This window comes from Nocardioides sp. BGA-UO-ETr-FS32 (assembly GCF_059567905.1).
In genome coordinates this window covers 263,812-277,235 of record NZ_JCAQOX010000013.1, presented here as the reverse complement: position 1 = coordinate 277,235, position 13,424 = coordinate 263,812, and the positions used below count along the sequence as shown (strand labels likewise).

At 72.6% G+C, this 13,424-nt stretch carries 11 protein-coding genes; all 11 read right to left on the bottom strand.

Translation table 11 applies throughout. The annotated features are described in order from the left end of the window. Positions 1–4 precede the first annotated feature (4 nt). Positions 5–2,476 (bottom strand): rhamnan synthesis F family protein, encoded by a 2,472-nt coding sequence (locus AC57BS_RS06520; protein ID WP_496410628.1) that lies wholly within the window; start codon positions 2,474–2,476, stop codon positions 5–7. Next, on the bottom strand, positions 2,473–3,003 hold the full coding sequence (locus AC57BS_RS06515; RefSeq protein ID WP_496410627.1) for a hypothetical protein: 531 nt from the start codon (positions 3,001–3,003) through the stop codon (positions 2,473–2,475). The genes AC57BS_RS06520 and AC57BS_RS06515 overlap by 4 nt, the downstream gene beginning before the upstream one ends. Positions 3,004–3,024: 21 nt before the next feature. Continuing rightward, on the bottom strand, positions 3,025–3,723 hold the full coding sequence (locus AC57BS_RS06510) for a hypothetical protein (protein WP_496410626.1): 699 nt from the start codon (positions 3,721–3,723) through the stop codon (positions 3,025–3,027). Next, positions 3,720–4,562, bottom strand: coding sequence for a hypothetical protein (locus AC57BS_RS06505; RefSeq protein WP_496410625.1), 843 nt, complete (start codon positions 4,560–4,562; stop codon positions 3,720–3,722). The genes AC57BS_RS06510 and AC57BS_RS06505 overlap by 4 nt, the downstream gene beginning before the upstream one ends. Before the next feature lie 123 nt (positions 4,563–4,685). Continuing rightward, on the bottom strand, positions 4,686–6,659 hold the full coding sequence (locus tag AC57BS_RS06500; protein WP_496410624.1) for a TIGR03960 family B12-binding radical SAM protein: 1,974 nt from the start codon (positions 6,657–6,659) through the stop codon (positions 4,686–4,688). A 107-nt stretch (positions 6,660–6,766) separates the two neighbouring features. Continuing rightward, positions 6,767–7,954, bottom strand: a complete 1,188-nt coding sequence (gene rodA / locus AC57BS_RS06495) for a rod shape-determining protein RodA (RefSeq protein WP_496411254.1) — start codon at positions 7,952–7,954, stop codon at positions 6,767–6,769. A gap of 5 nt (positions 7,955–7,959) precedes the next feature. Next, positions 7,960–10,095: a penicillin-binding protein 2 gene (gene mrdA, locus AC57BS_RS06490; protein ID WP_496410623.1), complete on the bottom strand. Its 2,136-nt coding sequence runs from the start codon at positions 10,093–10,095 to the stop codon at positions 7,960–7,962. Next, positions 10,092–10,604 (bottom strand): rod shape-determining protein MreD, encoded by a 513-nt coding sequence (gene mreD / locus AC57BS_RS06485; protein WP_496410622.1) that lies wholly within the window; start codon positions 10,602–10,604, stop codon positions 10,092–10,094. The genes mrdA and mreD overlap by 4 nt, the downstream gene beginning before the upstream one ends. After that, a complete protein-coding gene (gene mreC, locus AC57BS_RS06480; RefSeq protein ID WP_496410621.1) occupies positions 10,601–11,539 on the bottom strand; it encodes a rod shape-determining protein MreC in 939 nt (312 codons plus the stop codon). The genes mreD and mreC overlap by 4 nt, the downstream gene beginning before the upstream one ends. Next, entirely contained in the window at positions 11,539–12,567 is a 1,029-nt protein-coding gene (locus tag AC57BS_RS06475; RefSeq protein ID WP_496410620.1) for a rod shape-determining protein, read from the bottom strand. The genes mreC and AC57BS_RS06475 overlap by 1 nt, the downstream gene beginning before the upstream one ends. A gap of 419 nt (positions 12,568–12,986) precedes the next feature. Beyond that, the gene (ndk, locus tag AC57BS_RS06470) at positions 12,987–13,415 is read right to left on the bottom strand and encodes a nucleoside-diphosphate kinase (protein WP_496410619.1); all 429 of its coding nucleotides are present in this window, start codon (positions 13,413–13,415) and stop codon (positions 12,987–12,989) included. Positions 13,416–13,424 lie beyond the last annotated feature (9 nt).

Genomic DNA, 13,424 nt, shown 5'->3' with positions numbered 1-13,424 from the left:
CGGCTCAGAGCCGCTCGAGCTCGCGCTCGCGCACCCGGCGTACGAAGCGTCGCGTCGCACCGCCGTCGAGCCGCACGACGTCGTCGGACGAGCCCGGCGGGGCCTGCCAGCCCGCGGCGGCCGCGGCGGACAGGTCCTCGAGGAGTCGTGCGACCGGGTCGCCCGGACGGTGCACGACGTGGGCGTGCCCGGCCGCGCGGGCGTCGAGCAGGCCAGCCGGGGAGCCACCGACGACCGCCGAAGCGGCCCGCAGCACGACCGCCGCGCTCAGGACGCTGCGGTCACTGAGGCCGATCGGGGCCAGCGGCCCGAGCGCCCGGGTCAGCCCTGTCGGGGTGTCCGGGCGCTCCTCGCGCACACCGAGGACCACCCCGGCGCTGCGCGCCCAGTCGCCCAGCAGCGCCACGTCGTCCGGTGACCAGGTCGCGGGCCGGTCGCCGCTGAGCACGACCAGCCGGCGACCCTCGAGCCGCGCCCGCAGCCGCGCCTCGACCTTCGCCAGGTCGTCGGGCAGCACCTCGGCGAGAAGCAGGTCGTGGCGAGGGAGACCGGTCAGCCACACGTCGTCCCCGCCCAGGTGCGGGTCGGCGACCCGGCGAGATGCGGCCTCGTGGTCGGAGGTCACCGCGACCGCGTCGACGGCGCCGAGGCCCGGCGCTGCTCGACCGGGCGCCCACGGCGCGCCGACGTGGACGATGCGGTGCCGGGCGGGCAGCGGCGCGTGCGGCAGCGCGGCGTCGAGCGGGTCGGCGACGACGATCACGCCGCACCGCACCACGGCCTCCTGGCCGTCGAGGGTGGCGATCGGGACCACGGTCACGTTGCTGCCGGTCACGTCGTCGCGCAGGGCCCGGGTGCGGGTCAGGACGACCTTGCGCACGGTCGGGTCGTGCCTGACCTCCTCGAACACGGCCCGCACGCCGGGGTCCAGCCGGCCGGACGGACCGGCCGCGAAGGCCCACCAGTGGCCGAACGACGGCGTCTCGCGGTCCATCCGTCGGAAGGGGTGGCCGGCCAGTGCGGAGGTGCGTACGGTCCGGCGCCCCGTCGCGGGATCCTGGACGACGTCGTACGCGTCGTGCAGCCGCGCGGGATCGGTGACCCGGTCGATGTTGGCCGCCATCTCCTCGACCCTCGCCCCGGGGGCGAGCTCGCGCAGGTGCTCGCGCCACCGGCCGACGTCGGGCGCGCGGCGCGGGTTCTCCCCGAGGAAGTTGCGCTTGGCCAACGGGAAGCCTCGCCCGATGAGGTCGAACACGTGCCGGGAGTAGAGCGGGTGGAACGGCTGGAGGTCCGGCAGCCACGTGTCGAAGTCGTAGCCGGCGTCGGTGAGGTGGCGGCTGATGCCGATCTCGTACTTGTGCACCACGAGGCCCTTGGCCTCCTGCGGGACGACCGTGTCGAGGCGCCAGCGGAACCCCTCGTCGGCCACCACGGGCCGACGGAACACCAGGAAGTAGGAACTGAGGTGCAGGTAGCGCACGTCGCTGAAGTGCCGCGGACCGATGAACCGCCGCTTGGCCTCGGCCAGCGGGATGGGCGAGTCGTCGCGGAAGTAGTTCTCGTCGTGCTCCATCGACGTGGCCTGGAGGCTCCACCAGTCGCAGGCACGGGCGTCCATCGTGGTGAACACGTCGTCGAGCGGGTGCAGCAGGAAGCACGAGTCGTTGGCGAGGAGCAGCTCGTCGTAGGAGTCGACGACGTCCCAGCCGACCAGGTCGCGGGCGAGCATCGAGAACGAGCCGAAGTCGTAGGCGCCGTGCGGGACGCTCCACGCCCCGGCCGTGACGTCGGCCAGCTTGTCGAGCTCGCCGGGCTCGAGGACGCCGTCGGCGAGGTAGTAGACGTCGGCGTGCCGGGAGAGCTCGCGGAGGTAGGTCACGACGTAGTCGTCGACGACCCCGTCCGCGTCGTAGGCCGCGAAGAGGCAGAGACGGCGGGGGGTCGTGCCGGCAGGCGGCCGCGTCGGGGTCCGCTCGGGCGCCGGCTCGGGGACCGGGCCCCAGCCGAGGTGGCGACCGACCACGAGCCAGTGCAGGAGCGGGTCGGCACCGTCGGTGGTCGGGTCGAGGTGGTCGACCCAGTAGGACCAGAGGTCGAAGCGCGGGCTGGGGTTCTGCAGCAGGCGCCAGCCGGTCTCGACGTGGTGGCGGTAGGGGTCGGTGCCGCGTCGCAGGCGGTGGCGCACGGCGTACGCGTCGGCGTCGAGGAAGCCGCTCGCGGCCACCACGGCACGGGCGGCGGCGACGCGGACCCGCTCGGGTGGTTGCGCACCAACGGCACCGCCCTCCGGCAGCCCGTCGCGCAGCACCTCCTCGACGAGTGCCTGCGCCGCCTCGGGGCCGTCGGCGGCGGCGCGACGCCAGCGCCGGACGAAGCCCGCCCAGCGGTCGTCGAAGTCCGCGACGACGGCGCGCCGCTCGGCCAGGCGATCCTCGAGCCGACCCTTGCCCTCCGGCTGCACGCCGCCCGTCACCGGCTCGCCGGGGGGTAGGCGTCGGCGCCGTCGGACTCGGCCGAGGCGAGGAAGTGCACCAGCGGGTTCACCCGCTCGACGAGGACCTCGGGGTGGTCGAGGACGTACTGGGCGATGTCGAAGGCCTCGCTGGGCTTGCGGAACGGGTGGTCCCAGTGGCGCAGGAAGTGGACACCGGGGTCCTCTCCGCGCCGGGCCACGTCGAGGTGGCTGCGCAGGTAGTAGGCGGCGTCGAAGAGCGGCGACTGGCGGATGAGCTCCAGCTGCCCGGCCTCCTCGGCCGTCACGCTCGTCGAGCCACGCTTCCACCACGACCGCTCGCCAGCGCCCGCCACGGCCGTCTCGCCGCGCAACCGCTCCGCGAGCAGCGCCGACAGGGTCTCGGCGGCCTTGGCGGCGCGGTCGCGGGACTTGCGCAGGCGGGCCTCGCGCTCGCCCCACTTCTCCTGCTCCGCGCGCACGGCTGCCAGCTCGCGTCGCAGCAGGTCGACCTCGTCGCGCAGGGTCTCCAGGTCCGGCTCGCTCACGCGCCGCACTCTAGCGACCCCCTACCGGGCCGGCACGATGCCGCTGCGTCCCTGCCACGCGCCGTGCTCCGACAGTGGCCGGAACCGGTAGGTCGCGAACTCGTGGTGGAAGTCGCGGCGCTCCCGCTCGGCCATCGCGGTGGCGTGGCGCGCGGGGTCCGGCACGTCCGAGCGCCCGTGCACCATCTCCTCCATCTCGCGCACGCTGCGCCACACGGAGAAGGTCGAGATCGTGCGGGGCGGTCGTACGGCGGCCAGCGCGAGCGTGGCGCCCGGGTGGTCGCGCACGAGCCGCTCGACGGGCTTGCCGTGACGGAGGAACCGCGGCACCTCCGGGAGTCTCATCCGCGCCAGGGTGACGGCGACGACCGGCTCGTCCTGGTCCCACATGCCCGCCCGCACCGGCAGGCCAGAGAGCGCGGCGAGCGTCGACCACCGGCGCAGGAACTCCAGCCGCACGTGCCAGCCCCCGGCGAGCGAGCGGCCGAGCGGGTCGTCGGCGAGGAAGCGCTCCAGCGCCGCCTCGTCGCGCCACTGCGCGAAGACGGCCAGCCGGCGCAGCTGCAGGCGCTCGGGTGACACGGTCGGGGCGCCGAGCCGCATCAGGGACAGGCACTCGGCGTGGTCGAGCCCGTCGACCGTGCGCCCGGGCGGGCGCAGCAGCGCACGCGCGCCGACCACGCGCGGGACCTCGGCGAGGTGGAAGGAGTGCAGGCTCACCCGGCACGGTCCAGCTTGTAGTGCAGCCGGACGGCGGAGGCGCCCCAGAGCCGGAGCGCGTGGTCGGTGCGCAGGACGCCGTGCTCGTCGACGTACATGTGGAACGTCTCGTGCAGCGGCACCCGGGCTGCGTACGTGCCACCGCCGTCGCGGACCACGACGTACGCCCCGTCCTCGCCGAAGCGACCGGCCGGGGACTCGAGCAGCAGTCCGCAGTCGCCGACGACGGAGGGCCGGAGGAACACCTGCACGTTGCCGGACTCGAGGGGGAAGGCGACGTGGACGCTCGGACCGGCCGCGCCGGGGAGCGTACGAGCGGAGTAGGCGCCGCTGAAGACCGGCCGACCGCTGCCGCGGAGCGTACGGGTCCACGCCGCCGCGACCTGGGTGCCGGTGCCGTCGCGGATCGGCGTCACCCGGCTGTCCATCCCGCGCGCGACGTCGAGCGGCCGCATCGGCAGCGCGAGCTGCTCGACGCGCCGTCCCCACAGCCGCGAGACGAGCTCGCCGCCGGGCCAGAACAGCGGCGACCAGCCGGTCCACACCTCCATCTGCCAGGCGGACGTGCGCTCGTAGAAGTCGCGGACCTCCGGGCGGAGCCGTCGCGAGTCGAACCCCGGACCGTCGAGCGCGCCCATCGACGGCAGCAGTCCGGCCTCGTCGTCCTGCGGGCCGATCGCTCCCCCGTGCCGGGCGGCCTCGGCCTCGAGCCACGCGGTGGTGACGCGTGACGACCCGCTCATCGGCGCGTCCAGCCAGCGCTCCGGACCGTCGAGGTCGACCTCACGGCCGGTGAGCCGCCAGAACTTCCGGGTCCCGAGGTCGAGGAGGTGCAGCACGAGCGGGGATTGTGCCACGGCGACCCGGAGGGGTTGGGGAACCAACCGCACCTGTTTCGGTTCCCTCAGGGTGCCGACCGTTCCCCAGCCCGGCGGGACACCGGTCGGCGCCCGTCCCGGAGGTCAGACGACGCTGAGGGGCAGCAGCTTCTGGCCCGTCGGCCCGACCTGGATCTCGGTGCCCATCTCGGGGCACACGCCGCAGTCGTAGCACGGCGTCCAGCGGCAGTCCTCGATCTCGATGTCGGCGCCGTCGGCGGCCGCGAGCGCGTCCTCCCAGTCGCCCCACAGCCAGTCCTTGTCGAGGCCGGAGTCGAGGTGCTCCCAGGGCAGCACCTCGTCGTAGTCGCGCTCGCGGGTGGTGTACCAGTCGACGTCGACGCCGGTGCCGGCCAGCGCGGTCGCCGCCGACTCCATCCAGCGGTCGTAGGAGAAGTGCTCGCTCCAGCCGTCGAATCGGCCACCCTCGCGCCACACCTGCTCGATGACGCGGCCGACGCGACGGTCGCCGCGCGAGAGCAGGCCCTCGACGATGCCGGGCTTGCCGTCGTGGTAGCGGAAACCGATCGCGCGGGCGAACTTCTTGTCCTCGCGGACGACCTCGCGCAGCAGCCGCAGCCGCTCGTCGGTGGCCTCGTGGTCGAGCTGGGCGGCCCACTGGAAAGGCGTGTGGGGCTTGGGCACGAAGCCGCCGATCGAGACGGTGCAGCGGATGTCGTTGCGGCCCGAGACCTCACGTCCGGTCGCGATCACGCGCTTGGCGAGGTCGGCGACCTGGAGCACGTCCTCGTCGGTCTCGGTCGGGAGGCCGACCATGAAGTAGAGCTTCACCTGGCGCCAGCCGTGGGAGTACGCCGCCGCGACCGTGCGGATCAGGTCCTCCTCGCTGACCATCTTGTTGATGACCTTGCGCATCCGCTCCGAGCCGCCCTCGGGCGCGAAGGTGAGGCCCGAGCGCCGGCCGTTGCGGGAGAACTCGTTGGCGAGGGTGATGTTGAAGGCGTCGACGCGGGTGCTCGGCAGCGACAGGGAGACGTTGGAGCCCTCGTAGCGGTCGGCGAGGCCCTTGGCGACCTCACCGATCTCGGTGTGGTCGGCGCTCGACAGCGAGAGCAGGCCGACCTCCTCGAAGCCGGACTTGCGGATGCCGTTCTCGACCATGTCGCCGATGGTCTTGATCGACCGCTCGCGCACCGGGCGGGTGATCATGCCGGCCTGGCAGAAGCGGCAGCCGCGGGTGCACCCGCGGAAGATCTCCACGGAGAAGCGCTCGTGCACGGTCTCGGCCAGCGGCACCAGCGGGTTGGCCGGGTAGGGCCACTGGTCGAGGTCCATCAGGGTGTGCTTGCGGACGCGGAAGGGGATGCCGGGACGGTTGGGCACGACCGCCTCGATGGCGCCGTCGGCGGCGTAGGCCACGTCGTAGAAGCGCGGGACGTAGATGTTGCCGGTCACCGCGAGGCGGCGCAGCAGCTCGTCCCGGCCGCCGGGCCGGTCCTCGAGCTTCCACTCGCGCACGATGTCGGAGATCGCGAGCACGACCTCCTCGCCGTCGCCGAGGACCGCGGCGTCGATGAAGTCGGCGATCGGCTCGGGGTTGAACGCCGCGTGGCCGCCGGCGATCACGACCGGGTCGTCCTCGCCGCGGTCAGCCGCGTGCAGCGGGATCCCGGCGAGGTCGAGGGCGTTGAGCATGTTGGTGTAGCCGAGCTCCGTGGAGAAGCTCAGGCCGAAGAGGTCGAACGCCCCGACCGGACGGTGGCTGTCGACGGTGAACTGCGGGATCGGGCCGTGCTCGTCGCCCTCGCGCATCACCTTCTCCATGTCAGGCCACACCGAGTAGGTGCGCTCAGCGAGGATCCAGTCACGCTCGTTGAGGACCTCGTAGAGGATCTGGACACCCTGGTTGGGCAGGCCGACCTCGTAGGCGTCGGGGTACATCAGCGCCCAGCGGACGGTGGGGCCGCCCGTCTCCGAAGCCGCGGCGCAGTCCCAGTCCTTGACGACGGAGTTGAGCTCGCCGCCGACGTACTGGATGGGCTTCTGCACCGACGGCAGACGTGCCTCCAGGCGCGGGAAGACCGACGCGACGGACATGAACAGCTCACCTCGACAGGGCTAGGGGCATGGTGTGGACCGGAGAAGCCAGGCGCAACGACAGCACCGGCCCTCAAGGTTACGTCCCGGGCGGTGGTGCGGCCTACTCAGCGACGGACCTGGCCGGCCGAGCGGAGGTGGATGTTCTGGAGCAGGCCGAGGGCGAGCATGCCGGCGAAGAGCGAGCTGCCGCCGTAGGAGACGAAGGGCAGCGGCACGCCGGTGACGGGCATGATGCCGAGGCACATGCCGATGTTCTGGAAGGCCTGGAAGCCCCACCAGCAGGCGATGCCCGCGGCGGCCACCCGGCCGAACAGGTCGTCGGCCTGCGCCGAGATCGCCAGCGCGCGCCAGATCACGACCGCGAGGAGCAGGATCAGCAGGCCCGCGCCGACGAGGCCGAGCTCCTCGCCCGCGACGGTGAAGATGAAGTCGGTGTGCTGCTCGGGGACGAACCCCGAGCGGGTCTGCGAGCCGTCGAACAGCCCCTGGCCGAACAGGCCGCCGTTGCCGACGGCGATGCGGGCCTGCTCGGTGTTGTAGCCGGCCCCGCGCGGGTCGAGGCCCGGGTTGGTGAACGCGAGGAACCGGTCGACCTGGTAGGGCTTGAGGACACCCATGGTCACCGCGCCGGCAGCCCCCGCGATGCCGGCCAGGGTGAGACCGGCGAGCCACACGCGCCCGGCCCCGGCGATCGCCAGCACCCCGAAGACGGTCGCGGTGAGCACCAGCATGGTGCCGAGGTCGGGCTGGAGCAGGATCAGGACCGCGGGCACGGCGGCGATCGCCAGCATCGCGACCACCTCGAGGCTGCCCACCCCCCGGCCCCAGCGGCGCTCGGTGCGCTCCGCCACGACCAGCGCCATGCCGACCACCACGGCCAGCTTGGCGAACTCGGCCGGTTGGATCGACATCCCGCCGAGCTGGAGCCACGAGCGCGACCCGTTGATCGTGCTGCCGGCGACGAGCACCATCACCAGGCCCGCCACGCTCGCGACGTACGCCAGCGGGGCGAGGATGCGGACCCAGCGGTGGTCGGTGGCGAGCACCGCGACCATCAGCACCAGGCCGATCGCGACGTTGACCAGCTCCTTGCGGAGGTAGGCGTGGGGGTCGCCGCCGGTGAGGTCGGCGCGGGTCGAGGTCGCCGACCAGACGAGCAGCGTCCCGATCGTGACGAGCGCGAGCGTGGCAGCCATCAGGACCCAGTCGAGGCCGGGGGCGCGCAAGGTCGACGCCCGACCCACGGGACGGCTCGCAGGACGGCTGGCGGGACGGTTCGACAGGACGGTCATCGTGTTCACTCCCCCGCCTTGTCGGGCACGGGCGGCATGATCGACCCGTCCTCGAGGAACTGCGGCAGCCGGACGGGCGGGACGGTCCCGGGGATCGCGGCCCGCGCGGGGCGTACGGTCTCGCCCTCGACGCCGTAGAGCGCCTCCCAGATCGCGCGGATGCCCTCGCCGGTGGAGCCCGAGCCGGTGCCGCCCTGGCTGATCATCATCACGACCACGTAGTCCTCGGAGTAGGACGCCACCCAGCCCGTGGACTGCTTGCCGTAGACCTCCGCGGAGCCGGTCTTGGCGCGGATGGTCACGTCGTCGATCGGGAAGCCGACGAGCTTCCAGGCCATCGTGCCGACCCGCGACACGTTCTCGAGTGCGCCGTCGATGTAGTCCAGGTATTTCTTCGGCACGTCGACCTTGCCGACCTTGCGCGGCGCGATGCGGCGCAGGACCTCGCCCTCGGGGCTCACGATCGCCTTGGCGACGGTGGGCGCCCAGAGCGTGCCGCCGTTGCCGAGCGCGGCGTAGCCGCGGGCGAGCTGGAGCGGGGTGACGATCGTGTCGCCCTGCCCGATCGAGAAGTTCACGGCGTCGCCGGCGCGGTAGAGGTTGCCCTCGAGGCAGAACTCGCGGGCGAACTTGTAGACGAAGTCGCTGGTGTCCGCGGTCTGGGGCTTCTCGCTGAGCTCGCAGTAGTAGTCCTTCTGCGACTCGTAGTAGTCCTGCTTCCACTGCCGGTCGGCGATGCGGCCGGGTGCCTCGCCGGGCAGGTCGATGCCCGTGCGGGAGCCGAAGCCGAACTCCTTCGCCTCCTCCACGAGCGGGTCGCGGGCGTCGATGTCGGCCGGGTCGCTGCCGAAGCGCTGCCAGAAGTCATAGCCGATGCGGTAGAAGAACGTGTTGCACGAGACCTCGAGCGCCTTGGCGAAGCCGATGCTGCCGTAGGCGCCGGACTCGTAGTTCTTGAAGACCCGGTTGCCGACCTGGAAGCCCGACGAGCACGGCAGCGCGGTGTCGAGCGAGTAGCCGTTGGTGAGGGCACCCGCGGTCATGAACGGCTTCCACGTGGAGCCCGGCGCGAACTGGCCCTGGGTGGCGCGCGAGAGCAGGGGCGTGCCGGCCTTCTCGGAGTAGAGCCGGGTCAGCTGCGCCTCGCTGATGCCGCCGGTCCACACGTCAGGGTCGTACGTCGGCTGGCTGGCCATGGCGATGACGCGACCGGTCTTCGCGTCGAGCACGACGGCCGCGCCGGAGTCCGCGGCGTACTTCCGGCCGGTGACCGTGTCGAGCTGCGTGCGCTGGTAGGCGATCCGCTCGGCGAGCTGGCGCTCGACCACGGACTGGACCTTGGCGTCGATCGACGTGACGAGGGTGTCACCGGGAGTGCTCTCGACCATCGAGTCGTCGCCCAGCACGCGGCCCATCGAGTCCACGGCGACGCGGTGGTAGCCGGGCAGGCCGCGCAGCCACTCGTCGTACTCCTTCTCGACGCCGGCCCGGCCGACGACCGAGGCGCCGTTGAGCGAGCGGTCGTCGCGCTCGGCCGCCAGGTCGTACTCGTCCTCGGTGACCGGGCTGAGGTAGCCCAGCACGTGCGCGAGGTTGATGCCGAAGGGGCGCGGGTAGGAGCGGACGCTCTGCTGCTCGGCGAGCACCCCGGGGTAGTCCTCCGGCTGCTCGAGGATGCGCAGCGCGACGTCCTTGCGCACGTCGGTGGCCACGGGTACGGGCTGGTAGGGCGAGCCGTTCCAGCAGACGTCGGGGACGCTACCGGGGTCGCCGCAGGTCACCAGGCGGGCCTCGACGTCCTCGGGCGTCGCGTCGACGACGACCGCGACCCGGCGTACGAGCTCGGCGCGCTGGCCGTCCTCGAGCTTGCCGAGGAGGGTGCGGTCGACCGAGATCACCCACGACGTGCGGTTGGCCACGAGCGGGCGGCCCTGGCTGTCGACGATCAGCCCGCGCTGGGGCTGCACGACGATGTCGCGCACCGACTGGTCGGCGGCCTGGGCCTGGTAGGACTCCCCGCCGATCACCTGGAGGTAGTAGAGCCGGACGAAGAGAGTCGCGAACAGCGAGAACACGAGCGCCTGCACGACCACGAGGCGCAGTCGGCTCCTGCCGGCCGACCGGCTGGTGGAGGAGCTCACGCCGTCGCCCACTGCGGGCTGAGGCGGGTGAAGAGCTTCATCAGCGGCGGCAGCACGAACGGCGTGAGCAGCACGTCCCACACGACGGCGACGAGGACGACCTCGAGGAGGCCGGCGACCGACATCGCCGGGTCCCGGAGCAGGACCCCCGAGAGCGCGAAGAGCGAGGACGCGACGAAGGAGGCGGCGGCGACGGTGCCGACCACGGCCAGCGCGCTGGGCCTCTGGTCCTGGCGCACCCGGGCCGCGAGGAAGGCGGCGACGGTGAGCGCCAGCGCCCAGCGCCCGGCGACGTGGTCGGCGGGCGGCGCGAGGTCGAGGGTGAGGCCGGCGGCGAACCCGAGGAGGAGCGCGAACGGCGCCTCGACGGTCAGCGCGGCGGCGACCACGACGAGCAGGCAGAGGTTGGGCACGACGCCGTGCCAGGCCACGTGCGGGAGGAGCGAGACCTGGACGACGAGGGCGACGACGACCGCAGCGAGGGCGGCGAGCCAGCGGAGCTGGGTCATCGCAGCGTGCCGTCCGCCTCGATGATCGCGCGATCGCTCTCCATGCCGCTCGGGACCATCACGCCCACCACGTCGAGGGCGGAGAAGTCGACGAACGGCTTCACGACCGCGCGCTGGGAGGCCTCGCGCAGCGAGCTGTAGACCTCGGTGATCGTGCCGATCGGGACGCCGGGGGCGTAGGGGCCGGTCGTGCTGCCCCACGTCACGACGGTGTCGTCGCGCGACGGCACCGAGGCGTCGTCGACCAGGCGCAGGTCGAGGCCCGACTCCTGCCGCAGCGAGCCGCTGCCCGTCACGAAGCCGATCTCCATGCTGGACCCCACGCGTCCGCCGACGGTCGAGTCGGGGTCGATGACGAGCAGCACGGTGGCCGTGCTGCGGGTGACTCGCAGGACCCGACCGACGAGCCCGTCGTTGTTGACGACCGTCATGTCGGGGCCGATGCCGGCCTCGGAGCCGGCGTCGATGGTCACGGTGAAGCTCTGCGACTGGCGGGACCCGAGCGCGACCACGCGGGCCGGGACGAGCGCGGACCCGAGGTCCTCGGCAGCGGTGGTGAGCCCGTCGTACTGCTCGAGCCGGTTGCGGTCGAAGCCGGCCAGCTCCACCTGGCCGCGGAGCTCGGCGTTGCTCGCCTCGAGGTCTCGGACCTGGTCGGCGAGGTCGCCCTTGCTGCGGAACCACGCCGGGACGGTCGTGAAGGGGCGTACGGCTGCCGCCACGCCTGCCTCGGCGGGCCCGAGCGCCTCTCCGACGACGCGGCGGGCCGGCTCGAGCGGCGAGGCGCCGTCGCCGGACACGTCGAGCGTGATGAGGGTGATGCTCGCGAGCACCAGCGCGACGAGCAGCGACCGGGGCGGGCGGTTGCGTGACTCGAGACGGTCGAGACCGGTCCAGCGCCGCTCCCGCCCGTCGTGTCCCCCGAAGGCGCCCATCAGAAGCGCCTCGGATCGGAGACGAGGACCTGCTGGAGCGCCTCGAACTCCTCCACGCACTTGCCGGCGCCGTAGGCCACCGAGGACAGCGGGTCCTCGGCGACGTGGACCGGCATGCCTGTCTCGTGGCGCAACCGCTCGTCGAGCCCGCGCAGCATCGCGCCGCCGCCGGTGAGGACGATGCCGCGGTCCATGATGTCGCCGGCCAGCTCGGGCGGCGTCTGGTCGAGGGTGGTGCGCACGGCGTCGACGATGTTGTGGAGCGGCTCCTCGAGCGCCTGGCGGAGCTCGGAGCTCGACACCACGACGGTGCGGGGCAGGCCGGAGACCATGTCGCGGCCGCGGATCTCCGCATCGGGCTCGGTGGGGAGCGGGAAGGCCGACCCGAGGGTCATCTTCATCTCCTCGGCGGTGCGCTCCCCCAGCATGAGGGAGTACTCCTTCTTCATCCACGCGATGATCGCCTGGTCGAGGTCGTCGCCCGCGGTGCGCACCGAGATGCTCGTCACGATGCCACCGAGGCTGATGACGGCGACCTCGGTGGTGCCCCCGCCGACGTCGACGACCATGTTGCCGGTGGCCTCGTGGACCGGCAGCCCGGCACCGATCGCGGCGGCCATCGGCTCCTCGACGATGTAGACGCGGCGCGCGCCGGCCTGGTAGCCGGCCTCCTTGACCGCGCGCTGCTCGACGGCGGTGATGCCGCTCGGCACGCAGATCACCATGCGGGGCTTGGCGAAGTAGCGGCGGCGGTGGACCTGGTGGATGAAGTAGCGCAGCATCTGCTCGGTCGCCTCGAAGTCGGCGATGACGCCGTCCTTGAGCGGCCGGATCGCGGCGATGTTGTCCGGGGTGCGCCCGATCATCCGCTTGGCCTCGTGGCCGACGGCGAGGACCTCGCCGGTCGTGGTGTTCATCGCGACGACGGACGGCTCGTCGAGCACGACGCCCTTGCCGCGGACATAGACCAGCGTGTTGGCGGTGCCGAGGTCGACGGCCATGTCCCGGCCGATGATGTTGTGTGCCATTGCCGCTGCTGCCCCTGCAGGTCGGGTCGTACGTGGGAAGGGGGCCGACCGCTGCAGCCGACCCGTGACTCAGGGTAGGTAGCGGTCGCGCCCGTTCCCGGCAGGACACGCGCGGGTGTGTGTGGCTGGTGTGACGGAGGTGGCGTCGCGCGCCGGGGTAGTCCAGTGGGAACTGGTTCGATCTCGCCGCCCGCCGGGGTAGTCCAGCGGAGACTGGTTCCCGAAACGGAACATCGGCAGCCAGTTCCCACTGGACTACCGCACCAGGCAGCCACTTCCCACTGGACTACCCCCGGGTGGCGGCGGGTCAGCCGCGATCCCGAGGTGGCGGCACGTCGCGGGCCACACCCCCGTACGGACGCAATCCGCCGCCACCCCACCAACGGGCGGCGTGCGGGGTGTGCCGGAAGGTGTCGGCCTCAGGCCAGGTCGGCGAACCAGATCCCGATCTCGCGGGCGGCGGACTCCTCGGAGTCCGAGCCGTGCACGATGTTCTGCTGGACGGCGACTCCCCAGTCACGGCCGAGGTCGCCGCGGATGGTGCCGGGCGCCGCGACGGTGGGGTCGGTAGCGCCGGCGAGCGAGCGGAAGCCCTCGATGCAGCGCTCACCCTCGATGACGACGGCGAGCACCGGGCCGGAGAGCATGAACTCCACGAGCGGGCCGTAGAACGGCTTGCCCTCGTGCTCGGCGTAGTGGGCGGCGAGGATCTCCGGGGTCGCGGTGCGCAGCTCGACGGCCGCGAGCGTGTAGCCCTTGGCCTCGATCCGGCACAGGACCTCGCCCGAGAGGCCGCGGCGCACGCCGTCGGGCTTGACGAGGACGAGGGAACGCTGCACGTCGGTCATGGGCGCAGC